The sequence below is a fragment of the Stenotrophomonas sp. 107298_Sma genome (assembly GCF_056480345.1).
In genome coordinates this window covers 1,371,521-1,394,013 of sequence record NZ_CM151094.1, presented here as the reverse complement: position 1 = coordinate 1,394,013, position 22,493 = coordinate 1,371,521, and the positions used below count along the sequence as shown (strand labels likewise).

The 22,493-nt window shown below is 66.1% G+C and carries 21 protein-coding genes; 16 read left to right on the top strand and 5 right to left on the bottom strand.

From position 1 onward, the window contains the following. Window positions 1–42: 42 nt before the first annotated feature. From ACZK2G_RS06555 to ACZK2G_RS06510, 10 genes are all read left to right on the top strand, one after another. Entirely contained in the window at window positions 43–759 is a 717-nt protein-coding gene (locus tag ACZK2G_RS06555) for an MtnX-like HAD-IB family phosphatase (RefSeq protein ID WP_478474992.1), read from the top strand. Window positions 760–823: 64 nt separating this feature from the next. Further along, the gene (locus tag ACZK2G_RS06550) at window positions 824–2,224 is read left to right on the top strand and encodes an aspartate aminotransferase family protein (RefSeq protein WP_046983245.1); all 1,401 of its coding nucleotides are present in this window, start codon (window positions 824–826) and stop codon (window positions 2,222–2,224) included. A gap of 29 nt (window positions 2,225–2,253) precedes the next feature. After that, the gene (locus ACZK2G_RS06545; RefSeq protein ID WP_088481105.1) at window positions 2,254–3,318 is read left to right on the top strand and encodes a GNAT family N-acetyltransferase; all 1,065 of its coding nucleotides are present in this window, start codon (window positions 2,254–2,256) and stop codon (window positions 3,316–3,318) included. 3 nt (window positions 3,319–3,321) lie between these two features. Continuing rightward, complete coding sequence (locus ACZK2G_RS06540) at window positions 3,322–4,206, top strand: hypothetical protein (RefSeq protein ID WP_046983247.1); 885 nt, start codon at window positions 3,322–3,324, stop codon at window positions 4,204–4,206. 211 nt (window positions 4,207–4,417) lie between these two features. After that, window positions 4,418–4,777: a bleomycin resistance protein gene (locus ACZK2G_RS06535; RefSeq protein WP_046983248.1), complete on the top strand. Its 360-nt coding sequence runs from the start codon at window positions 4,418–4,420 to the stop codon at window positions 4,775–4,777. 68 nt (window positions 4,778–4,845) lie between these two features. After that, window positions 4,846–5,058, top strand: a complete 213-nt coding sequence (locus tag ACZK2G_RS06530; RefSeq protein ID WP_478474990.1) for a ParD-like family protein — start codon at window positions 4,846–4,848, stop codon at window positions 5,056–5,058. Window positions 5,059–5,068: 10 nt separating this feature from the next. After that, window positions 5,069–5,860, top strand: coding sequence for a type I methionyl aminopeptidase (gene map, locus ACZK2G_RS06525; RefSeq protein WP_478475563.1), 792 nt, complete (start codon window positions 5,069–5,071; stop codon window positions 5,858–5,860). 91 nt (window positions 5,861–5,951) lie between these two features. Then, on the top strand, window positions 5,952–6,335 hold the full coding sequence (locus tag ACZK2G_RS06520) for a BlaI/MecI/CopY family transcriptional regulator (protein ID WP_046983251.1): 384 nt from the start codon (window positions 5,952–5,954) through the stop codon (window positions 6,333–6,335). Further along, window positions 6,332–7,801, top strand: coding sequence for a peptidoglycan DD-metalloendopeptidase family protein (locus ACZK2G_RS06515; RefSeq protein WP_478474988.1), 1,470 nt, complete (start codon window positions 6,332–6,334; stop codon window positions 7,799–7,801). Before ACZK2G_RS06520 ends, ACZK2G_RS06515 begins: the two co-directional genes overlap by 4 nt. A 253-nt stretch (window positions 7,802–8,054) precedes the next feature. Next, window positions 8,055–10,109, top strand: a complete 2,055-nt coding sequence (locus ACZK2G_RS06510; protein WP_478474987.1) for a TonB-dependent receptor plug domain-containing protein — start codon at window positions 8,055–8,057, stop codon at window positions 10,107–10,109. Window positions 10,110–10,205: 96 nt separating this feature from the next. Here ACZK2G_RS06510 and ACZK2G_RS06505 read toward each other — a convergent pair whose 3' ends face one another. Next, a complete protein-coding gene (locus ACZK2G_RS06505) occupies window positions 10,206–10,826 on the bottom strand; it encodes a LysE/ArgO family amino acid transporter (protein WP_478474986.1) in 621 nt (206 codons plus the stop codon). 107 nt (window positions 10,827–10,933) lie between these two features. Here ACZK2G_RS06505 and ACZK2G_RS06500 point away from each other — a divergent pair, with 107 nt between their 5' ends. The 5 genes from ACZK2G_RS06500 to ACZK2G_RS06480 all read left to right on the top strand — a co-directional run bounded on the left by ACZK2G_RS06500 (window position 10,934) and on the right by ACZK2G_RS06480 (window position 16,608). Then, window positions 10,934–11,827: a LysR family transcriptional regulator ArgP gene (locus ACZK2G_RS06500; protein WP_046983255.1), complete on the top strand. Its 894-nt coding sequence runs from the start codon at window positions 10,934–10,936 to the stop codon at window positions 11,825–11,827. A gap of 78 nt (window positions 11,828–11,905) precedes the next feature. Then, complete coding sequence (locus tag ACZK2G_RS06495) at window positions 11,906–13,306, top strand: TolC family protein (protein ID WP_253077689.1); 1,401 nt, start codon at window positions 11,906–11,908, stop codon at window positions 13,304–13,306. Next, entirely contained in the window at window positions 13,299–14,312 is a 1,014-nt protein-coding gene (locus tag ACZK2G_RS06490) for an HlyD family secretion protein (protein WP_136638316.1), read from the top strand. The genes ACZK2G_RS06495 and ACZK2G_RS06490 overlap by 8 nt, the downstream gene beginning before the upstream one ends. Next, window positions 14,297–15,484: an ABC transporter permease gene (locus tag ACZK2G_RS06485; protein ID WP_478474985.1), complete on the top strand. Its 1,188-nt coding sequence runs from the start codon at window positions 14,297–14,299 to the stop codon at window positions 15,482–15,484. The genes ACZK2G_RS06490 and ACZK2G_RS06485 overlap by 16 nt, the downstream gene beginning before the upstream one ends. Continuing rightward, a complete protein-coding gene (locus ACZK2G_RS06480) occupies window positions 15,481–16,608 on the top strand; it encodes an ABC transporter permease (RefSeq protein ID WP_478474983.1) in 1,128 nt (375 codons plus the stop codon). Before ACZK2G_RS06485 ends, ACZK2G_RS06480 begins: the two co-directional genes overlap by 4 nt. A gap of 118 nt (window positions 16,609–16,726) precedes the next feature. Here the strand turns inward: ACZK2G_RS06480 and ACZK2G_RS06475 are convergent, their stop codons facing one another. Next, the gene (locus ACZK2G_RS06475; RefSeq protein WP_032127541.1) at window positions 16,727–17,095 is read right to left on the bottom strand and encodes a glycine zipper 2TM domain-containing protein; all 369 of its coding nucleotides are present in this window, start codon (window positions 17,093–17,095) and stop codon (window positions 16,727–16,729) included. A 167-nt stretch (window positions 17,096–17,262) separates the two neighbouring features. Then, a complete protein-coding gene (locus ACZK2G_RS06470) occupies window positions 17,263–19,485 on the bottom strand; it encodes a methyl-accepting chemotaxis protein (protein WP_046983260.1) in 2,223 nt (740 codons plus the stop codon). Window positions 19,486–19,798: 313 nt separating this feature from the next. On the opposite strand from ACZK2G_RS06470, the gene ACZK2G_RS06465 reads away from it, so the two are divergent. After that, complete coding sequence (locus ACZK2G_RS06465; RefSeq protein ID WP_478474982.1) at window positions 19,799–20,191, top strand: barstar family protein; 393 nt, start codon at window positions 19,799–19,801, stop codon at window positions 20,189–20,191. Window positions 20,192–20,218: 27 nt separating this feature from the next. On the opposite strand, the gene ACZK2G_RS06460 is transcribed toward ACZK2G_RS06465, so the two are convergent. Both ACZK2G_RS06460 and ACZK2G_RS06455 read right to left on the bottom strand, forming a co-directional pair. Next, window positions 20,219–21,211 carry a glycosyltransferase family protein gene (locus tag ACZK2G_RS06460; protein WP_253077694.1) on the bottom strand — a complete coding sequence of 331 codons (993 nt, stop codon included), beginning with the start codon at window positions 21,209–21,211 and terminating at the stop codon, window positions 20,219–20,221. Next, window positions 21,211–22,488: an O-antigen ligase family protein gene (locus ACZK2G_RS06455; RefSeq protein ID WP_478474980.1), complete on the bottom strand. Its 1,278-nt coding sequence runs from the start codon at window positions 22,486–22,488 to the stop codon at window positions 21,211–21,213. Before ACZK2G_RS06455 ends, ACZK2G_RS06460 begins: the two co-directional genes overlap by 1 nt. Between the last annotated feature and the right edge of the window lie 5 nt (window positions 22,489–22,493).

The window sequence follows — 22,493 nt, the reverse complement described above, 5'->3', positions numbered from 1 at the left end:
CCGGCATCGCGCCGGACGTTTCTTTCATCGACGGACCTGCCCATGCGCTGGAGCATCCTGTGTGACTTCGATGGCACCATCAGCCTCGAAGATGTCATCGACTCGCTGCTGGAGAAGTACGGCCAGCCGGGCTGGCAGGACCTGGAAGAACAGTGGAAAGCCGGCCGGATCGGTTCGCGTGAATGCATGCAGGGCCAGGTGCAGCTGTTGAAGCTCGACCCGGCCACGCTCGATGCCCACCTGGACCAGGTGCAGATCGATCCGGGATTCGCCGCCTTCGTCACCCGTGCCGACCAGCTCGGCCTGCCGCTGCGCATCGTCAGTGATGGTCTGGACTATGCGATCCACCGCATCCTCGCCAACCATGGCCTGCCGCCGCTGCCGGTGGTGGCCAACCACCTGCGCTGGTGCGATGACCATTGGGAACTGGAATCGCCCTACCAGGCCGAAGGTTGCCGCAGCGGCACCTGCAAATGCACCTGCGCCGCACAGGCACGCGCCAAAGAAGCACCGCGCGTGCTGATGATCGGCGATGGCAGCTCGGACTTCTGCGTGTCCGAAGACGCCGACTTCGTGTTCGCCAAGCGTCGCCTGATCACCCATTGCAGCAATGCCGGCATCGAGCATGCCGCCATCGACACCTTCCACGATGCAATCGCACTGTTGCCGCGCCTGCTTGATGGCAGCCTGCTGCAGCCACGTCGCATCGACGCCAGCCCGCAGCCTGCCGCACTGCCGCTGCTGCTGGCCACCGCCTGAGCACTCCCTTCCAAGCACGCCCCCTGTTGTCCTCTTTCGAACGTCCTTCACGGAACCGAACTGCATGAACATTTTTGACAAGAACGCCGACGCAGCCGCCTCCGACGCGCAGCTGCTGGCCGACGAAGCCCGTTACAGCTCCTTCGGCGACACCGTCCACTACGTCGACCCGCCGAAGATCTTCCAGCGCGGTGAAGGCAGCTACATGTTCGACGGTGCGGGCGTGCCCTACCTCGACCTGCAGATGTGGTACTCGGCCTGCAACTTCGGCTACAGCAACAAGCGCCTGAACGACGCGCTGAAGGACCAGATCGACACCCTGCCGCAGGTGGCCAGCCAGTACCTGCACCCGACCCGCGTGCAGCTGGCCAAGACCATTGCAGTGGACATGCACGAGAAGTTCGGCCTCGACGGCCGCGTGCATTTCAACGTCGGCGGCGCGCAGGCCATTGAAGACTCGCTGAAGATCGTGCGCAACGCGCGTGGCGGCAAGAGCCTGATGTTCGCCTTCGAAGGTGGTTACCACGGCCGCACCCTGGGTGCGTCGTCGATCACCTCCAGCTACCGCTACCGCCGCCGCTACGGCCACTTCGGCGAGCGCGCGATGTTCATCCCGTTCCCGTACCCGTTCCGTCGCCCGAAGGGCATGACCCCGGACGAGTATTCCGACCACTGCGTGTGGCAGTTCGAGCGTCTGTTCGAAAGCGAGTACAACGGCGTGTGGGATCCCAAGGTCGGCCAGGCCGAGTACGCCGCGTTCTATGTCGAGCCGATCCAGGGCACCGGCGGCTACGTCATCCCGCCGCGCAACTTCTTCACCGGCCTCAAGCGCGTGCTGGACAAGTACGGCATCCTGATGGTCGTCGATGAAATCCAGATGGGCTTCTGGCGCACCGGCAAGCTGTGGGCGATCGAGCACTTCGGCGTGACCCCGGACGTGCTGGTGTTCGGCAAGGCGCTGACCAACGGCCTGAACCCGCTGTCGGGCCTGTGGGCGCGCGAAGAGCTGATCAACCCGACCGTGTTCCCGCCGGGCTCCACCCACTCCACCTTCAACTCCAACCCGCTGGGCACCCGCCTGGGCCTGGAAGTGCTGAAGCTGGGCAAGGAAATGGATTACGAGCGCACCGTGCCGGAAAAGGGCGCGTACTTCCTCGACGGCCTGCGTGGCCTGCAGAAGCGCCACCCGGAAATCGGCGATGTCGACGGCCTGGGCCTGGCCCTGCGTGCGGAAATCTGCCAGACCGACGGCTACACCCCGAACAAGGAACTGCTGGACCGCATGGTCGACATCGGCCTGGCCGGTGACCTGCTGCACGACGGCAAGCGCATGGGCCTCGTGCTCGACGTGGGTGGCTGGTACAAGAACGTGATCACCTTCGCGCCGTCGCTGGACATCAGCTACGAAGAGATCGACCTGGCGATCACCCTGCTCGACCAGGCGCTGACCAAGGCCAAGGGCTGAGGTCGGGTGCGCTGCCGGTTCCCGTGCCGATGGAGATGACGTCACGTGCATCCAGCACTGCGCTGGAACCGGCCGCGCTGTTGGAAGGCTTCCTGGCCCACCCGCCGCTCGGTTTCGAGGCAGGCCGCCTGCCCAGTGGCCTGCCGACCTTCCGTGCGCCGCTGGACCTGACCACCACGATGGACGACGCACTCCGCGGCAAGCTGCTCGGCCTGCCGCTGTCGCGCCTGTGGCGGCCGTGGATCACCTGGCAGACCCGCTTCATCGGTGCCACCAGCACCGAGTACACCCCGCTGCCGGCGCACGTCGCGCCGCAGGCACTGGCCGAGGACGTGACGCGTCACGCGACCGGCGATACGCGCCTGCTGGTGGTCAAGGACCTGGCCATCGATTCACCGCTGCTGGACGACGCCGCCAACGCACACAGCGGCGCGTTCCTGCAGGCATTGCTGGAACGCGGCTTCGTTGAACTGGAAGGCATGCCGCTGGCCTGGGTGGCGATCGATTTCGATTCGCTCGACGGCTATCTCGGCCGCCTGTCGTCCTCGCGCCGCAAGAACATCCGGCGCAAGCTGCGCTCGCGTGATGACCTGCAGATCGACTGCGTCGCCACTGGTGATCCGGCGCTGGCCGACCCGCAGCTGCAGGCCGAACTGTACGCGCTGTACCTGGGCGTGTTCGCGCAGAGCGCGGTGCATTTCGACCAGCTCGACCTGCCCTATTTCCAGTACCTTCTGGCCGACAGCCAGGGCCAGGGACGGATGTTCCTGTACCGCCACCAGGGCCAGCTGATCGGCTGGAACCTGTGCTACGTGCATGCCGGCAAGCTGGTGGACAAGTACATCGGCCTGGCCTATCCGCAATCGCGCGAGCACAACCTGTACGCGGTGAGCTGGATGCACAACCTCGAGTACGCGCTGCAGCACGGCCTGAGCCACTACGTGGCCGGCTGGACCGATTCGCGGATCAAGGCCGAACTGGGTGCCAGCTTCACCTCCACCCGGCATGCGATCCACGCCCGTTCCCCGCTGCTGCGTGCTGCCCTGCGCAGGCTGGCACCGTACCTGCAGGGCGAACCTGATGGAGGCGGTTGAACGATGCCGTTGCGTTCCCCGCTGATCCTGGACCTGGACGGTGGCGTGCTGCCGCTGCCACAAGCGCAGACCCTGGCCCTGTCGCAGTGGCACGATCCACTGCGCTTCGCCTGCAGCAATGCGACCCTGGAGCGTTTCGCCACTGAAGTGCTGGCACCGCTGCCCGCGCAGCTCGGCACGGTGATGCTCGGCAGTGGCGACTTCCATCACCTCAGCCTGCCGCTGCTGCAGCGCATGCGCATGCAGGCGCCGTTCCAGCTGGTGGTGCTGGACAACCATCCGGACAACATGCGTTTCCCGTTCGGCATGCACTGCGGTTCGTGGGTGAACGCCGCCAGCAAGCTGCCACAGATCTCGCACATCCACGTGCTCGGCATCACCTCCAGCGACATCGGCCTCGGCCATGCCTGGGAGAACCACTGGCGCCCGCTGATGAGCGGCCGGCTGACGTACTGGTGCATGGACGTGGACGTGGGCTGGGGTCACCGCCTGGGCATGGGCCATGCATTCCGCCGCTTCGAGCATCCGGAGGCGCTGGTCGCCGCATTCGCCGCCGAGCAGGCCAAGTCGCCGCAGCCGACCTACCTGTCGATCGACAAGGACGTGTTCGCCGAGGACGTCGCCCGCAGCAACTGGGACCAGGGCCGCTTCCAGCTGGAACACGCACTGGTGGTGATCGAAGCGCTGCGCGCCGGTGGCCTGGCCGGCAGTGACATCACCGGCGAAGTGTCGCTGGCCCACTACCAGAGCCGCTTCAAGCGCTGGCTGTCGTCGCTGGATGGCCAGCCTGACGTCAGCGCCGGGGATCTGCCGGTGTGGCAGGCGCGGCACCAGCAGGTGAACCGGGAGCTGCTGGCGGCGATGGCCTCGGTGCCGACGGCCTGCTGACCGCGTTGATCGTGCCGGCCGCTGGCCGACGTGGCTTCGGTTCGGTAGTGCCGGCCGCTGGCCGGCAATGCCAACCAAGGTTGGCAACTACCAGACCCAGGCAGAGTCGGTAGTGCCGGCCGCTGGCCGGCAACCTCATTGTTCCGGGGCTCACGAGGATGCCGGCCAGCGGCCGACACTACACTGGGTTCCCACCCCAGGAGCCGCCGCCATGCCCCAGACCGTCATCCCCCAGCTGCGCATGCGCCACGCCGATACCACCGTGCCGTTCTACGTACAGGGGCTCGGTTTCGTGGTTGACTGGGAACACCGCTTCGAACCCGGCTTCCCGCTGTTCGCCCAGCTCACCCGCGACGGCCAGACGATCTTCCTCACCGAACACAGCGGTGACTGCGAGGTCGGCGGCGCGGTGTACTTCATCGTCGACGACGTCGACAGCCTGCACCGCGCCTTCAGTGCCGCCAACGTGCCGATCGAGCAACCGCCACACGACACCGAATGGGGCAGCCGGGAGATGCTGCTACACGACCCGGACGGCAACCGCCTGCGCTTTGCCACCGACGCCAGCTGAACCGCCTGGCCTTGAGGTGGATATACGAAACGTATACGATTCGTATATCAACTCCTCCAGGACCGCCCATGGGCATCGTCAACATCGATGACACCCTGCACGACCAACTGCGCCGTGCCTGCACCGTTTCCAGCCGCTCGATCAATGCCCAGGCCAATTTCTGGATCAGGGTCGGCATGCTGTGCGAGCTGAACCCCACGCTCAGCTTCCAGGACATCGTCGCCAACGAACTGCGGGCGGCGGGCGTGCAGCCGCCGCTGTTGCCGCCGGGCCAGGCCTGAGCCAATGGCGATCATCAAGCGTCCCGACGAGATCGCGCTGATGGCCGAATCCGGCCGCCTGCTGGCGCAGGTGTTCGCAGCACTCGACCGGCTGCCGCTGCAGGGCCGTAGCACCATGGAGATCAACGATTTCGTCGAACGCATGATCATCGATGAACTGCAGGCGCGGCCGGCCAGCAAGGGCCAGTACGGCTTCCCCTACGTGCTCAACACCTCGATCGACAACGTGATCTGCCACGGCGTGCCCAGCACCACCGACGTGCTGCGCAACGGCCAGATCGTCAACCTCGACATCACCCTGGAAAAGAACGGGTACATTGCCGACTCCAGCACCACCTATCTGGTCGGTGAGGTCGACTACGCCGCGCGCAGGCTGGTGCAGACCACCTACCAGGCGATGTGGAAAGGCATTGCCGCCGTGCGTCCTGGTGCGCGGCTGGGCGACATCGGCCACGCCATCGCCCGCCATGCGCGCAGCCACGGCTACAGCGTAGTGAAGGAATACTGCGGCCACGGCATCGGCCAGGAGATGCATGAGGAACCGCAGATCCTGCACTACGGCCATCCCAATACCGGCATGGTGCTGGAAGAAGGCATGGTGTTCACCATCGAACCGATGCTCAACCAGGGAAAGCCGGCCATCCGCCAACAGCCTGACGAATGGCCGGTTTACACCCGCGACGGCAAGCTGTCGGCGCAGTTCGAGCACACCGTGGCGGTCACCCGCAGCGGCGTGCGCGTATTGACCCTGCGCCCCGGCGAAACGCCGTTGTGCGACATCGACCGGATGGCGATCGACTGACCTCAGCACTTCCGCGCTTCGATGCCCCTCTTGCATGGCATGCGACAGATGTCGCACACTCGCGACATCAATCGCACGCACAGGTCTGGCCATGCCCCGCCCCCCAACACCTTCGAACGCCGAACTGGAGTTGCTGAAGTGCCTGTGGCGCGATGGCGCCTGCAGTGCGCGTGAACTGCACAACGCGGCAGCTGCTGCACTGGACTGGTCGTATTCGTCCACGCGCAAGACGCTGGAAAGGATGGTCGACAAGGGGCTGGTGAAAGAGGGCAGCCAGCACGGCCTGAATGTCTACAGCGCCCAGGTCGGCAAGGTGGCCACCCTGGCCGCACTCAGTGCCGACTTCGCTCGCCGCGTACTGGAGATCGACGGGCCGCTGCCGACCCAGGCCTTCGCCGAAAGCCGCCTGCTGAGCGACAAGGAAATCGAGCAACTGCAGGCGCTGCTGCTCCAGGGCGACGAGGACCAGCCATGAGCCTGTCATCAACCGGCCTGTGGATGATCAGCCTCACTGCAAGCCTGTTCGGGGCTGGCCTGGTCTGGTACGGCGCGCAACTGTTGCAGCGCCAGCTCGGGCTCTCGCATGCGTCGGCGCGTTTCTGGCTGGGGGCGTGGTTGTGCGCTGTGCTGCCCCCCTTGCTGGCGCTGATGCTGCCGATGCAGGCCGCGCCGCTGCAGGAGCTGTCCAGCACATTGCCGGTTGCGCTGGACAGCGGCACCGGCGCACTGCTGTCCGTGCAGCTGCCTGCACTCGCGGCGACCGAACCCTTGATGGCCTGGCTGACGCCACTGCTGCTGACCGTCCATATCGCAGGGGCCCTGCTGGCCCTCGCTCGGTGGGCGTTGGCCAGCCTCCGGCTGCGCGCCCTGTTGCGCGAGAGTCAGCCGCTGCAGTCAATGCAACTGCCGGGACCGCAATCGCGCCAGATCATGCGGGAGCTGCAGCAGAAAGGGGTCGCGCTGCGTTTTGTAGCCGGCAACGGCACGCCGTTTGCCCTGTGCAGGCCGCAACCACAGATCATCCTGCCGGCGGCCAGCCTGGCCCTGCCGGATCGAACGCTACGCCTGGTCATTGGCCATGAGGCGGCCCATCTGCAGCGCCGCGATCCCCAGCGCGCTGCATTGATGCGACTGGTCGGTGCGCTGTACTGGTTCAATCCGTTCGTACGACGCATTGCCGCGCGCGTGCAGCTGGCCGCCGAGTTGCAATGCGATGCGCGTGCACTGGCCGAGGGGGGCGCCAGCAACGATGGCCGCCTGTTGGCCCACGCCTATATCCAGACACTTCGCCATGCTACAGGAGAGCAGCCAGCCAGTGCCCTGACCCATCGCGATTTCGGCGGCCACCAGCTACGCCTGCAGCATATGCTGCAGGGCGATGCGGGTCGCCGCCCCGGTATCACCAGCGTCCTGCTGCTGGTCGCGCTGGGCGCCGCCTGCACGGTCGGTCTGGCCACCGTCCATGCCGCCGCGATGGCAGGGCCGCCGTCTCTTCCGCTGCCATTGCCGGTCACATCAGTAACAGTTCTGGAAGCCGCGCTGCCGCCAGCCCCTTCATTCGCTGCGCCGCTGTCCAATGCGCGGGTTACCAGCGTGTTCGGTCATGTTTCCGACTTCCGCCAGCGCGCCCATCGCGGCACCGACTTCGCCGCGCGCCGAGGCACCGCCGTGCTCGCCCCCGCCGACGGCACTGTGATCGCTGCCACCCACGCCTATCCCGATGGCGCCAACTACGGCACGGTTGTCGTGATTGATCATGGCGCTGGCTGGCAGTCGCTGTTTGCGCACCTGCAGGACTTCGCGGTACAGCCAGGCCAGCGCGTGCGCAGGGGCGATCCCATCGCCCGCAGCGGCAACACGGGGCGTACCACCGGGCCACACCTGCACATGGAACTGCTGCGCAACGGAACACGAGTGGACCCGCAGGACTGGCTGCAGTAATGCACTGATCGGCGCTCTGCCGCCGCCCTCCATGCATCGTTTCGATACCCGGCCGCGGGAGGACCTGCTGCGGCCCGCTGTCCCGCCGTGACAAAGGAACTGCACGACCATGCGACGATCATCACCTTCCCCGACAACGCTGCGGCCACACACTGGCATGTGGCTCACTATTGGCTGCCTGATGGCGCCAGCGAATGCTGCGGCCCTTCCACCAACGACACCCGCCCCTTCAAACACGACCGATCTGGATGCAGTGCACGTCCAGGCCGAGCGTTACGATGCTCGCCGTGACGACACCGCGAGTCGCATCGTGGTGGACCGCGAGGCACTGCAACGGCATGGCGACACCGACCTGCTGGAGGCACTCAAGCGCTTGCCCGGCATCAGCGTTTCCAGTGGTGCTCCGGGCCGCCCAGGCAGCGTATCACTACGCGGCCTGGGCGCCGGCTACACGCAGATCCTGCTGGACGGCCAGCGTACGCCCGCTGGCTTCAGCCTGGACTCGCTGGCCACCGATCTGATCGAGCGCATCGAAATCCTGCGCGCGCCTACTGCTGACCAGGGCATGGGTGCCGTCGCCGGTACACTCAACATCGTCACCCGCGCGCCGATTGCAAAAGACAGCCAGCGACTGACACTTTCATGGGCCGAAAATCAGGGTCGCAGCACCCCATCGGCAAGCTGGCGGCAGACCCATGCCGGCCTGGACCGAGATCTTGCACTGACCGCCACAGCTACTGCCCGTGGCTTCCTGGTGGAGGAACGCAGCAGAGAAGATGCTTGGGATGGTGTTGGCGCGCCGTTGCTGCATCGACAATCCCGCCTGCGCGCCACCGGGCATCGTGACAGCGTCTCGCTCGCCCCCTCACTGACGCTCAGAACCAGCGAGGACACCACTCTTTCACTGCAGGCCCTGGTGGATGCATCCGACTTCCGTCGCGACATGTACATCGATTGGGAAACGGCGCTGGGTACGGAACTGCGTACTCCACATTACCAGCAGCGCACGCGCCTGCGCCTTGACCAGGGCCAGGCCAGCGCGGAGTGGGAGAAGGAGCTACCGGACGGCGGCAGCCTGAACCTGCGTCTGGCACTGGATGGCAACCGCGAAAACTACCGCTTCCGCGAGCAGGGACAGGATGCGGGGCAGCAGGACAACCTTCTCGATCGCACCGATGCGCAGCTGCATGTGCTGGGCGGCACTACCCGCGTGCAGTGGACTCTGCCGGCGCGGGGTCGCCATACATTGCAGGTCGGTGCCGAAAGCAGCATGGATTCGCGCCGCGAATCACGCCTGCAGCAACTCCGCTATTCCCCGGATGAGCCATCGACGATCAGCGACCTTTCCTTTGATGCGCGCCTGCACCGCATCGCCGTCTATGCGCAGGACGAGTTCCCACTGGGAACGCGCAGCGCCTTCTATGTCGGCGGTCGCTGGGAACAACTGCAGACCCGCAGCGAAGGGCGTGGCTTCGCTGCGATGCGTCACCGGGCCAGCGTTTTCACGCCAGTCCTGCAGGGTCTCTGGAAGCGCGCAAAGGGCAAGGACCAGCTACGGGTATCACTGAGCCGCAGTTTCCGCGCACCGGCACTGCGCTCACTGGTCCCGCGGCCGTATACCTCCACCAACAACCGCCCACTGAACCCCGACGAGATCGGGAATCCAGCGCTGCGTCCGGAACTGGCATGGGGTCTGGATGCGGCCTGGGAAATGCACGGCCGTGAAGGTACACAGGGGAGCATCGGCGGTTACCTGCGCCGCATCGACGCGCCGATCCGCAATGAAACCATCCTGCGTGAAGGGCGTTGGGTATCGACGCCGGTCAACGGTACCCGCGCCACGGCCTGGGGCATCGAAATGGATGGCAGGATGCCGCTGGCACGTCTGTACCGCAGAGCGCCGGATATCGAGCTGCGCGGCAACGCCACCTGGAACCACTCCCGAGTCAGGGATCTTCCCGGGCCTGACAATCGGATTGAAGACCAGGTGCCATTCACCGCCAGTGCGTCGCTCGATTACCGCATTTCATCGCGCTGGAGCAGTGGCCTGGCGTACACCCATCGCAGCGGAGGCAGAATACGCTACAGCCTGAGCGAGCTGGACATCACGTCCTATCGACGCGAGCTGGAGGCTTGGGCGCAGTACGCAAGCGAACGGCGCGGCAAGCTGCGCTTGACCGCCTCGAACCTGTTGGCGCAGGACCTCGAGACCGGCCAGTGGCGTTTCGACGAAGGCGGATCGCAGGTACTTCGCAACACCCGACGTTCCGTGCCCGGTCTTCGCCTGCAATGGGAGCTCCCGCTGTGATCAGCATATGCACGGGGTACAACTCAAACGCGCAGCACCCGGCCGCGTGAACCGTGTCGGTGGAACATACACGCAACACCGGCGTGCGTCATGCACTCATGGCGAGAGCGGACGCAACAGCAGCAGCGTGGCGAGGCAGAACATGAAGACCGCCACGCCTGCGTCCAGCACACGCCACGCAGCCGGCCTGTGGAACACCGGCTGCAGGATGCGCGCGCCATAGCCCAACGTGCAGAACCAGGCCACGCTTGCAACGCAGGCACCGGCGGCGAAGGCCCAGCGCAGATCGCCGGGGTAACGCGTGGACAGGCTGCCCAGCAGCACGACGGTATCCAGATAGACGTGCGGGTTGAGCAGGGTGAAGGCCAGGCAGGTCATCAGCACCTGCCGTCCACTGCCGCCCTGCGCCTTGGCGGCGGCCAGCGCACCGCCACCCTGCCACGCACGCAGCCCCGCCTGCAGGCCGTACCAGAGCAGGAATGCCGCGCCACCGAAGCGCAGCACCTGCAGCAGCAGCGGCCACTGCAGCACCAGCGCGCCCATCCCGCCCACGCCGGCCAGGATCAGCACGATGTCTGCGCCGGCGCAGGCCAGTACCACTGTTCCCACATGATGCCGCTGCAGGCCCTGGCGCAGCACGAAGGCGTTCTGCGCACCGATGGCGATGATCAGGCCGGCACCTGCGAACAGGCCGGCGGCGGTAGCGGCAATCCACATCAGGGACGGGGCAGGCAGTGAAGGGACGCGCAGGGTGCGGCCAACGGTCCTGTTAAGACAATCTGTTTTTTCTTTATCCTGTGCAGAAAAACTGAAGAGGCTTCCGCGTGGACCTGGTACATCCGCAACTTGCCGCCTTCGCTGCGGTGCTGGAAGAAGGCAGCTTCGAGGCTGCGGCACGCCGCCTGTCGATCAGCCCGTCGGCACTTTCGCAGCGGATCAAGGCACTGGAGGATCGGCTCGGCCAGGTGCTGGTCGTGCGCCAGGCACCGTGCCGGCCCACCGCCGCAGGTGAAGCGCTGCTGCGCCGGGTACGGCCGATGCAGGCGCTGGAGGCCGAGGCACTGGCCGAGCTGTTGCCCGAACGCGGCAGCGATGCCGCGCGCACACCGATCCCCTTGGCGGTCAATGACGACTCGCTTGATACCTGGTTCGTGCCAGCCATCGCCGAACTGCACCAGCGCCATGGCTACCTGTTCGACCTGCGCATGGACGACCAGGATCACACCCTGCAGCTGCTGCGCGATGGCAGCGTGCTCGGCGCGGTCACCGCCGAAAGCCAGCCGGTGAAAGGCTGCAACGTGCACCCGCTCGGCGCGATGCGCTACCACGCTGTCGCCTCGCCCGGCTTCGCCCGCCAGTACTTCAGCGACGGCATGCAGGCTGCGGCACTGGCGCGCGCACCGATGCTGGTGTTCAACCGCAAGGATGAACTGCAATGGCGCTTCGTGCGGCGCCTGACCCGCGCCCGCCTGCAGCCACCGCTACACTACCTGCCCTCCTCCACCGGTTTCGTCGAAGCCGCTGCGTGCGGACTCGGCTGGGGCATGGCCCCGGAAACCCTGGTCGCGCCCGCCGTGCGCGCGGGCCGCGTGGTGGTACTGGAACCCCGCCGCTGGCTCGATGTGCCGTTGTACTGGCAGCATGCCGCCGTACGCTCAAGCACGCTGCAGCACATCACCCAGGCGCTGCGCACTGCGGCCAGCGGCACCCTACGATGAGGACAATCCAATGACCGCAGACCCGGGCTTCACGCCGCGCGCACTACCGTTTGCGCACTTCTTCACCATTGGGACGGCATGGGCGTGATCGGCCGACGTACAAGGATGCACTGCGCGAAGGCCGCGCTGGCACTGGCAGCCTGCCTGCCACTGGCTGCAGCGGCGCAGACTCTCACCGATGCACCCGCATTGGACTGGGAACAGGCTCGGCAGCGGCTGGAGCAGGTCTCCGACGCACTGGCCGCCTCCGATGCCGCCGTACGCAACAAGCAGGACCTGCAGGAAGCCACGCGCCTGCTGCGCCTGCCGGAGATCACCGGCGAGGTACGCCGCCTGCAGTTCCAGAAGACCCTCACCCTGCCACTGGGTTCGCTGGCGCCGGTGGCCGAGGCCTATGGCATCGACTCGCCGCTGTCATTCACCGAACGCGACTGGCGTACCCGGCCCGTGGTCACTGCGGTGCTGCCGTTGTACACCGGCGGCGTGATTCCGGCCGCGCAACGTGCCGCCAGCGCTGCCCACGAGCAGGCCAGCGCCGAGCGCGAGGCTCAACGCCAATCGCTGACCGTGCAGCTGGCCCAGGCCTATTTCGGCCAGCGCCTGGCCGAGCAGGCGGTGGATGTGCGGCGCGACGTGCGCGATGGCCTCAACCGCCACCTGTCCGACGCGGAGAAGCTGGAACGTGAGGGCTTCGCCACCCGTGCACAGCGCCTGCAGGCCACCGTGGCCCGCGACAAGGCCGAGCGCGAGTACCAGAAGACAATGAACGACCTGGCCACGCTGAAGGCGGCGCTGGCCACACTGCTGCGCAGTGGTGGCGAAGTACAGCCGGTATCACCGTTGTTCGTGCAGCGCGTGCCGCTGGATCCGGTCACCAGCTTCGAGCGCACCGCGCAGGCACGCCAGCCGCAGATCGCACGCCTGCGGGCGATGGTGGCGCAGGCCGAACAGGGCGTGCGCGTGCAGCAGGCCAAGCTGAAACCGCAGATCTTCGCCTTCGGCCAGTACGACTTCCGTCGCCGCGACGAGATGCTGACCGATCCGGACTGGGCGTTCGGCATCGGCCTGAAGTACACCTTCCTGTCGCCAAACTCGCGACCGGCGCAGATCAGCGCCGCGCGTGCGCAGCAGGACCAGGCCGAAGCGGGCCTGCGTGAGGCCGAGAACCAGGTCGCGCTGGGCGTGCGCAAGGCCTGGAACGAGCTGGAAACCGCGCGTCAGCAGTACGTGCTGCTCGACAGCAGCATTGCCCAGGCACAGGAAAACCTGCGCCTGCAGGAGTTGGCGTTCCGCGAGGGCCAGGCCACCTCGCTGGATGTGATCGATGCACGGCTCGGCCTCGGCGGCGCCCGCGTCGAGCGCGCGCAGGCCGCCTATCAATACGATATTGCGCTGGCACAGTTGCTGGAGATAAGTGGACAGATGGACCGTTTCGAAGAATTCCGGCGCCGTGCGGACGAGGTGATCGACCATGAGTGATGTGCTGCACGACGATGCGACGACGCCCCCGGGCAAGCGCCGGTTGGGACCGATCCTGATAGTGGTGCTGCTGGTCGTGGTGGTGCTCGGCCTGTGGCTGGCCTGGCGCAGCCCAGGCGACCAGATCCAGGGCATGGCCGATGCGGACACCATCAACGTGGCCGCCAAGATCACCGCGCGCGTGGCCGAGCTGAAGGTGCGCGAGGGCGACCGCGTGCAGCCCGGGCAGGTGCTGTTCCTGCTCGACAGCCCCGAAGTGGCCGCCAAGGAACAGCAGGCGCACGGTGCATTGGCCGCCGCACAGGCGGTGGCCGACAAGGCCGACGAAGGCGCGCGCAGCGAAGACATCCGCGCCGCCGAAGCGAACTGGAAGCGGGCCGAAGCCGGTGCGACGCTGGCTGAAGCCACCTACCGGCGCGTGCAGAACCTGTTCAACGAAGGAGTGATGACCCGGCAGAAGCGCGATGAGGCGCATGCCCAGGCCACCAGTTCCCGGGAACTGGCGCGTGCCGCCCGTGCGCAGTACGACATGGCACTGGCCGGCGCACGCGAGCAGGACAAGCGTGCCGCGCAGGGCCAGGTGCAGCAGGCACAGGGCGCGGTGGCCGAAGTCAACGCTGCGCGTGTCGAGGTCGAAGGGCGCGCACCGGTGGCCGGCGAGATCAACAAGCGCATGGCCGACCCGGGCGAACTGGTGCCGGCCGGCTACCCGGTGTTCACACTGGTCGACATCGACCGCATGTGGGTGGCGATGAACCTGCGCGAATCGCAGATGCAGGGCCTGAAGGTCGGCAGCAAGCTGCGCGGCAGCGTGCCGGCGCTCGGCCAGGACGGCGAATTCGAGGTCTACTTCATCAACCCGGCCGGCGACTATGCAACCTGGCGCACCACCCGCCAGTCGTCCGGCTACGACGTCCGCAGCTTCGAGGTGCGGGTGCGCCCGGTACGCCGCATCGAGGGCTTCCGCCCGGGCATGAGCGTGCTGTTCGCATGGCCCCAGCACTGAGCCCAGACCGCGGCGGCTTCGCCGGCTCCTGGCGGCGCGAACTGCGTGCGCTGCGCGGCAGCCGCGCCGATCTGATGCTGGTCACCTTGCTGCCGCTGTTGATGCTGGCCCTGATGGCGTGGATGTTCACGCCCTCGGTGATGCGCGACATACCCATCGCCGTGGTCGACCTCGACCACAGCGGTGACAGCCGCCTGCTGCTGCGCATGCTCGATGCCAGTCCCGGCGTGCGCATCGCCAGCCAGCCGGCGGACCTGGGAGACGCACGCTCGCAGCTGCGCAGCCTGGACGTATTCGCCATCGTGCTGGTGCCGCGCGACGTCACCCGGCAGGCGCTGCGTGGCCGCCAGGGCACGGTGTTCGCCTATTACAACGCTACCTACATGACCACTGGACAATCCGCTGCGCGCGATATCGGCGACGCGGTCTCGGCCTGGAACGCGCGCCTGCTGCGCGAGCGCATCGGCCTGCAGGTCGGCCCGGGCAAGCTGCGTGCGGCGCCGATCGCGGTGCAGTCGGACATCCTCTACAACCCTGCACGCAGCTACGAACTGTTCCTGCTGCCGCTGATCTTCCCGGCGGTACTGTCACTGGTACTGGCGCTTGCCGTGGCCGGCAGCCTCGGCCGCGAGATCCGCGACGGCACCCTGCGCGCCTGGCTGGGCCGCACGCCGTGGCCGGCGATCGCCGGCAAGGTCGCGCCATACATCCTGCTGTTCTCGGTGTATGGCGCACTCGGCATCGGCTACCTCGCCTGGCTGCGCGGCGATGGCGTGGCGGGCAGCGTGCTCCTGCTGCTGCTCGCACAACCCTTGTTCTATCTGGCTACCGCCGCCTACGCGCTGTTCTTCGTCGGCGTCACCCGCGACATGGGCACCGCGCTGTCCGCGGTCGGCCTCAGCATCGGCACCGCGCTGGCGTTCTCCAGCGCGACCTTCCCGGTGCTGGACGGCCCGTTGTTCACCCGCATCTGGCACCAGCTGCTGCCACTGAGCGCCTACATCAAGCTGCAGACCCAGCAGCAGTTCATCGGTTCGCCGCTGCTGGTCTCGTCGTGGCCGCTGGCCACGCTGCTGCTGATGTCAGTCGTAGCCGGCGGCATCGGTGGGCTGCGCCTGATCGCCTTCGCGCGTGCGCCCGAGGCCGCACAACCGGCAGGGGCCGACGCATGAGCGCACTGTGGCGCAGCCTGCGGCAGACCCTGATGGCGGTGCTGTGCGACCGCTATGCGATCGTGGTGATGGTCGGCGCGGTGATCCTGTATTCGTTCTTCTACCCGGCCGCATACCGCCACCAGGTGGCCGGCAACCTGCCGGTGCTGGTGGTGGATGAAGACCACAGCGCGACCAGCCGCGAACTGCTGCGCAAGCTCGATGCACTGCGGGTCGCGCGCGTGGTCGGGCAACCGGCGGACATCGACAGCGCACGCCAACAGCTGGAAGCCGGCCACGCCGAAGGCGTCGTGCTGATCCCGGCCAACCTGGAGCGCGACATCCTGCGCGGCCATCCTGCCAAGCTGGTGCTGCTCGGCAACGGTGCCTACCTGGGCCGCGCCAGCTGGGTGCTGGGCAGCGTGGCCGATGCACTGGGTGCCTTCGGGCGTGACGCCGTGGTCGGCCAGGCCGCCTTCATGGGCGCGCCGCACGCACCACCGATCACCCTGGTGCAGCGCCCGCTGTACAACACCCAGGAAGGCTACGGCAGCGCCATCGTGCCCGGCGTGGCCGAGCTGATCGTGCACCAGACGCTGCTGATGGGCATCGGCGTCCTGCTCGGCGGCCGCCGCCTCGCACTCGGTCGGCGACTGCGCTTCGACCTCCCGACTTTGGGGGGCATGGCATTGGGCTTCGGCCTGATCGGACTGTTCGGCCTGTTCTACTACGCCGGTTTCACCGCCTGGGTGCAGGACTATCCGCGCGGCGGCAACCCGCTGGGCCAGCTGCTGGGCGGCACCCTGTTCATCGCCGCCACGGTGGCGTTCGGCCTGTTCGTCGGCAGCTTCTTCCGCACCCGCGAGCGTGCGTTCCAGTACATCATTGCCACCTCGATCCCGCTGTTCTTCCTGGCCAACCTGTCGTGGCCGGCGGTGATGACGCCGCAACCGCTGGTCTGGCTGGCGCAGTTGCTGCCGACCACCTCGGGCATCAACCTGATGGTGCGCCTGAACCAGATGGATGCCAGTCTTGCGGAAGTCAGCCACGAGCTGATCACCCTCAGCACCCTGCTGCTGCTCTACGGTGCCCTCGCCGCCTGGCGCCTCCTCGCAAAAAAGGGGACGGAGGGGATTGAGTCGTAAGCGGCCGGTTGGGGGATTGCGACTTAATCCCCTCCGTCCCCTTTTCGCATAACGACGAACGCCGGCGTGGGGCCGGCGTCCGAGTACTGCAGTGTGGAAGGGGTGACGGGTCGATCAATCAGCGGTAGACGCGCTCACAGCGGCGTTCAACCACGCGATCACCATTCTTCTGCTGGCTGTTGCCCTGGATCTGGCGGCCCGCCGCACCACCGGCGACGGCACCCGCCACGGTGGCCAGCTTCTTGCCGTTGCCGCCGCCGACCTGGTTGCCGAGCAGGCCACCGATCACGGCGCCAGTCGCGGTACCCGTGATGCGGTTCGGGTCGCGCGAGTTGCGCTGCACTTCCACGTTCTTGCAGACCACGCGGCTGCCGTCATTGAACTTGCGTCCTTCATCACGTGGTCCGTAGGTCTGTGCGCCGGCAACGGACGATGCCGCCAGCAGCGTGCCCAGCACAAGCAATCGGGTCGAAGTCTTCATGGCCATCTCCTGAGGTCCGGTATGGCACAAGTTTCCTCCCGCGGTTGGCAACCGGAAGTGAAATGCATGTGTCCGCCACTTCATCGGCCATCAGCCGTTCAGGAAGAAAATTCGCGCCCATCGCGATCAGCCATCGCGATGGGCGCCGTCTCCCTGCCGGCATTTCAACCCTGCTAGAACTCTTCCCAGCCGCCCGCATTGGCCGCCAGCGTCGGTTCGATGCGTGGCGACAGCGGTGCAGAACGGCGCACCGGGCTAACAGTGGCAGCCACTGCAGCCAAGGCCGGGCGTACCGCAGCTGCGGCCGTCATTGCGCCGGTGCGGAATACCGATACCGCCTCGGCCAGCAGGTTGGACTGCTCCTCCATCGAGCGTGCGGCGGCGCTCGCTTCTTCCACCAGGGCCGCGTTCTGCTGGGTGGTCTCGTCCATCTGCACCACCGCCTGGTTGACCTGCTCGATACCCGAGCTCTGCTCCTGCGAGGCGGCGGAGATGTCGGCCATGATGTCGGTCACCCGCTGCACGGAGGCCACGATCTCACCCATCGTGGTGCCGGCCTGGCGGACCAGGGCCGATCCGTCGGCGACCTTGCCGACCGAGTCTTCGATCAGGCCCTTGATCTCCTTGGCCGCGCCTGCCGAACGCTGCGCCAGTGTGCGTACCTCGCTGGCAACCACCGCAAACCCCCTGCCCTGCTCGCCGGCACGCGCGGCTTCCACCGCGGCGTTCAACGCCAGGATATTGGTCTGGAACGCGATACCGTCGATGACCGAGATGATCTCAGCGATCTTCTTCGACGACGCCTCGATGGCCGTCATCGTGGTGACCACCTGGCCGACCACCTCGCCGCCCTGCGAGGCGACACCATGCGCGCCGATGGCGAGCTGGTTGGCCTGGCGTGCATGCTCGGCATTCTGCTTCACGGTGGAGGTCAGCTCCTCCATCGATGCCGCCGTCTCTTCCAGGTTAGCCGCCTGCTGCTCGGTACGCCGCGACAGGTCGGTGTTGCCCGAGGCGATCTCACCTGCCGCAAGGTTGATGCTGGATGCACTGGCCTGGATGCGACCGACGATCTGCTTGAGCTGATCGACCGTGGCATTGCAGTCATCACGCATGCGCGCGAACACACCATGGAAATCGCCCTGCATGCGCACGGTCAGGTCACCGCGCGAGATGGCCTGCAGCAGGGTCGAGACCTGTACCAGGTTCTCGTCGGTGGTCTGCATCAGGCGATTGAGCCCCGCCACCATGTCGCGGAAATCGTAGGCGAAGCGATCCTCGTCACCACGCAGGCTGAAGTCACCTGCCGCAGCGGCGGTTGCCAAGCGGCGGATCTCGCTGTTGATCGCCGACAGGCTGCTCTTGGTCTCATCCATCGCCTGGGTGATCGCCGCCTTCTCGCCGGGCAATGGATCCATGTCCACCGACAGGTCGCCACGCGCGTAGTGCTTCATCACCTCGATCAAGCGGTTCTGCACCTGCACGTGCGAGCCGACCAGCGCATTGGTCTCGTGCACCATGCGCCCGTAGTCGCCGGGGAACGCGCTTTCATCCATGCGGTAGCTGAGGCTGCCGGCATCGTGCTGGCGGGCCAGCTCGCCCTGTGCCGCCATCACCGACTGCAACTGTGCCTGCATGCGCTGCATCGACTTCAGCAGCTGGGTCACCTCGTCATTGCCGGTGGCGTCGATGCTGCTGTCCAGACGGCCATTGGCGATGCCATCGGCCAGCTTCACCGCTCCTTCCAGCGGGCGGGTCAGGCTGCGGGTGATCGCCCAGGCCGCCAACGTGCCCAGCAACAGGCTCAGTGCCCCGAACGCGATCGATAGCGTGCCGGTCCACGATTCTGTTGCGCGGTACTCTTCGCGGCTGCGTTCGGTCAGCGTTTCCTGATGGCGCAGCAGGGCCGAAATGGATTCATTCCAGGCCGTTGCCAATCCGTGCTCGGCCAGCAGCTCCTTCGCTGCGCCATCAAAATCCCCGGACTTCATGCGCTCATGCAGTTGCTGGGTTGACGCATCGGTGGCCTTGCGGGCGGCCTCGATGCGTGCAACCAGGGTGTCGCCGGTAGCATCACGCGGAATCTTGATGTACTTGGCCCAGATACCGTCATAGGTCCGCGACAACTCCTGGGCACGCTGGTAATCCTTGTCGAACTCGTCACCACGCTTGATCACCATCAGGCGGCGATGCATCAGCACTGCGTTGTTGGTATCAAGCATGTCATTCAACAAACGCATCTTCACCATGTTGACGTCCACCACTTTCTCGAACTGGGCGGACTTCAGGTGATTTCCATACAGCACGAGGCCGACGATGGCCATGATGAACAGCAGCAGCAGACCGAAGCCGGCGCCAAGCCGGGATCCCACACGGAGATTACGTAAGGCAAGCATCTCAATTCCCTTGATCGTGGCCGTACGTTCGATGGCGGCGCAGCGACGGGAAACTTTACGGGACTTTATATATGGACCGATCCAAATACATGAAACTGTGCAGGTAGTCAGAAAATAAACAAGCGGATAATGGCGCCATATCATTTATCGAATACCGCTGACACGCCAGCGCCCGATGAAAATCACATGGATTTAACGCCATAATCACGCCAGGCCCTGTGCACGATGATCCTGGATTATCTGCACATGACAGAACTGTCCCGGACCGGGCATGTCATGACATGGCGACGCCCGGGACGGCTACAGTCGGCAGATGACCCGGATCCTGCACATCGAAGGCGCGTCCATCAACGACATCGCCAGTCTCTACGTGGAAATCAATCGCGTGTTCATGGCCGACGAAGACTGGCAGCTGGGACCCAGCCTGGACGCGTTGAATGATCTGCTGTGGGGTGGCTACGGCGCTCTCGCTGGTCATGCCTCCACCACGGTTGTGTGGCGCGACATCGAGCACAGCCGCGAAGCACTGGGCCGCAGGACCACCCAGGCCTGGCCGCAGTCAAAACTCGATCAGGCCGGCACCTTCAACACCGCGGTGATCGCCGACCAGCTGGCGGCGCTGCAACAGGGCCAGGGACAGACCTACTTCGAGATCGTGATGGAGATCTTCAACGGCCACCCGCAGGTCACGCTGGTCCCCGCCTGAGCACGCACCAACCACAGCGTGTTCGCCTCAGAGCTTGGCCAGGGCCTCACCCAGCCGCTTCGGGAACGCGACCTCGCTGGCCAGATGCCACGCGCGCGCATCCGCGCCCAAACGGCTCCACTCCAGCGCATCCATCGCCAAGGCACGCTCGATGGCCTGTTCCAGCGCCGCCTCGTCCACGTGCCAGGTCCTGGACAAGTGGCAGGGCTGGCCCTCATGGGCAGCAACGAGGATGCCACGACTGTCGTCGATCATCTGGTTCATCGGCGCGCCATCGCAGGTGATCACCACCGCCGCACAGCTCATCGCCTCCACCAGGTAGTGGCCCCAGCCTTCCGTCTGCGACAGGCACAGGTGGAACGCATGTTCGTTCTGCAGGCGCTGCACTTCCTCATCGGGCAGGCGCTCGCGGACGATCCGCAGGTTCGCGGCACCGCCCTCGTCCTCGTCCGAAGGACCACTCCGCAGGACGGTCAGCAACGGCCACTCCGGATGGCGCTTCCAGACCTCGACCAGCGTTGCCGTGCCCTTCATGCGACTGGTACCAGCTGCATGCAGGAAGCTGCGCGGCTTGCGCGGTACCGAAGGGTCGTGACGGTCACGACTGCAGAAGCCGACCTCCAGCGCGCGCAGGCCAAGCGCATTGAAGATGCGCGTGGCTTCTTCGGTCTTGGTCAGCAGTGCATCGAACCGCGGCAGGATGCGCAGGCTGCGTGCAGACACCCATTCCGGATTCGGAATCAGCAGGTTGACCTTCGCCAGGCCGAAGCTTGCCGGCCGGACATGCTCCAGCGAGATGTTGATGTCGAACCGTGCCGGCTTCCGGCCCAGGCTCAGCCACGAGGCCAGCAGCCTGCGCAGGCGCATCCCGCGCAGCTTCCAGGCGCCGCCATTGCGTACCGCATCCAGACGGCTGACGGTCACCTCGTGCCCGAGCTGCTGCAGCGAGCGCTCGATCACCTGGATGTCATGGGACAGGCCACGCTGGTTGTCGGCGGCCAGCAGATGGATATGTGCCATCAGCGGGCACTCCCTTCCCGGTGCAGGTTGCGCGCAGGCAATGCGGTCGCCAGCATGAAGCCCAGCACCAGGTAGAAATAGAACGAATGCGGCATCGCCCGGTAGAACACGTTGTCCGTGAACGCCGAGAGTGCGTAGACAATGACCACGGCAAGTCCTGCGGTGGCGATCATCGCGGTCGTCTCATCGGCATGGCCGAGACGTCGCGCGAAGTGGATGCCGGGCAGGATGAAGATCAGCAGCATGATCACCAACAGCGGCACACCTCCGGTCGCCGCCGCTTCCAGGTATTCGTTGTGCGGGTGGTTGTAACGTACGATCGAGTCGGAGACCTCGCCGCGGGCGATACCTTCGCGTGCATAGGTGCCGAACTGGTTCAGGCCAACACCGGCCAACGGGTGCTCCGCGAAGGCGTCGACCGCCACGCCCCACATGGCAATGCGCTCGCGGACCGAGCCAACCTCGTTCTCCTGGCTGAAACCGGAGATTTCGCCACTGACCTCACCGAAGCGCTGGATGACCTGATGGTTCAGCATGGTGGTGGCACCGGCCACGCCGATGACCAGCGCCCCGACAAAGGCCAACGCGCCGCGCCAGCGCCGGGTGCGCCGGACGTGCACGGCGATCACCATCAGCATTGCGGGAATGAACGCCAGGATCGGCCCCCGGCTCTGCGCCAGGATCGAACCGTAGACGCCCACCGCGATGGCGATGCTGTGCAGCCAGCGCTCGGCCGGATGGACGGTCGGCTGGATCAGCCGGATGACCGAAAACAGCGCCATGCACAGCGTGACCATGGTGAACTCGATGGCCGTCCACTCACCACCGCTGAAACCATGTGCGCGTTCCAGCCCCATCATGTGGTGCTGCACGATGCACGAGCCACCGAAGATCAGGGTCGACAAAGCGAAGATCTTCCAGATCAGTCGCCAGTCCAGGGCGGTGGCGAACACCGCGGCCGTGCCCAGGTAGATCAGTGTCTGTGCCGGAAGGTCCAGTTCGTTCCAGCGCAGGCCGTGCCAGCCGATGCTGTAAAAGGCGTAGGCCAGGCGCAGCAAGCAGACGATCACGATGAACCGGGCGATGTGGTAGCGCAGTCGGACATCGGGCTGGCGGCGGATCAGGACCACGCCGGTGACCAGCAGGGCCAGCAGCAGCACCGCCTTCAGCAGGTTGTAGGGTGCGGATCCGGCAAGCGGGACAAGGGCGACCAGAATGCTGAGCAGGACGGTACGCCAGGTGTAACGAGGTTCGGCGGCCGTGCTGGCTGCAGTCATGCTTG

Excerpts from the sequence above, each read along its gene's own strand:
- ACZK2G_RS06515 (WP_478474988.1), top strand. The coding sequence starts at position 6,332 with ATGAGCCTGTCATCAACCGGCCTGTGGATGATCAGCCTCACTGCAAGC.
- ACZK2G_RS06465 (WP_478474982.1), top strand. The coding sequence starts at position 19,799 with ATGACCCGGATCCTGCACATCGAAGGCGCGTCCATCAACGACATCGCC.
- ACZK2G_RS06485 (WP_478474985.1), top strand. The coding sequence starts at position 14,297 with ATGGCCCCAGCACTGAGCCCAGACCGCGGCGGCTTCGCCGGCTCCTGG.
- ACZK2G_RS06540 (WP_046983247.1), top strand. The coding sequence starts at position 3,322 with ATGCCGTTGCGTTCCCCGCTGATCCTGGACCTGGACGGTGGCGTGCTG.
- ACZK2G_RS06495 (WP_253077689.1), top strand. The coding sequence starts at position 11,906 with ATGGGCGTGATCGGCCGACGTACAAGGATGCACTGCGCGAAGGCCGCG.
- ACZK2G_RS06535 (WP_046983248.1), top strand. The coding sequence starts at position 4,418 with ATGCCCCAGACCGTCATCCCCCAGCTGCGCATGCGCCACGCCGATACC.
- ACZK2G_RS06455 (WP_478474980.1), bottom strand. The coding sequence starts at position 22,488 with ATGACTGCAGCCAGCACGGCCGCCGAACCTCGTTACACCTGGCGTACC.
- ACZK2G_RS06490 (WP_136638316.1), top strand. The coding sequence starts at position 13,299 with ATGAGTGATGTGCTGCACGACGATGCGACGACGCCCCCGGGCAAGCGC.
- ACZK2G_RS06505 (WP_478474986.1), bottom strand. The coding sequence starts at position 10,826 with ATGTGGATTGCCGCTACCGCCGCCGGCCTGTTCGCAGGTGCCGGCCTG.
- ACZK2G_RS06470 (WP_046983260.1), bottom strand. The coding sequence starts at position 19,485 with ATGCTTGCCTTACGTAATCTCCGTGTGGGATCCCGGCTTGGCGCCGGC.
- ACZK2G_RS06460 (WP_253077694.1), bottom strand. The coding sequence starts at position 21,211 with ATGGCACATATCCATCTGCTGGCCGCCGACAACCAGCGTGGCCTGTCC.
- ACZK2G_RS06530 (WP_478474990.1), top strand. The coding sequence starts at position 4,846 with ATGGGCATCGTCAACATCGATGACACCCTGCACGACCAACTGCGCCGT.
- ACZK2G_RS06550 (WP_046983245.1), top strand. The coding sequence starts at position 824 with ATGAACATTTTTGACAAGAACGCCGACGCAGCCGCCTCCGACGCGCAG.
- ACZK2G_RS06520 (WP_046983251.1), top strand. The coding sequence starts at position 5,952 with ATGCCCCGCCCCCCAACACCTTCGAACGCCGAACTGGAGTTGCTGAAG.
- ACZK2G_RS06555 (WP_478474992.1), top strand. The coding sequence starts at position 43 with ATGCGCTGGAGCATCCTGTGTGACTTCGATGGCACCATCAGCCTCGAA.
- ACZK2G_RS06475 (WP_032127541.1), bottom strand. The coding sequence starts at position 17,095 with ATGGCCATGAAGACTTCGACCCGATTGCTTGTGCTGGGCACGCTGCTG.
- ACZK2G_RS06545 (WP_088481105.1), top strand. The coding sequence starts at position 2,254 with ATGGAGATGACGTCACGTGCATCCAGCACTGCGCTGGAACCGGCCGCG.
- ACZK2G_RS06480 (WP_478474983.1), top strand. The coding sequence starts at position 15,481 with ATGAGCGCACTGTGGCGCAGCCTGCGGCAGACCCTGATGGCGGTGCTG.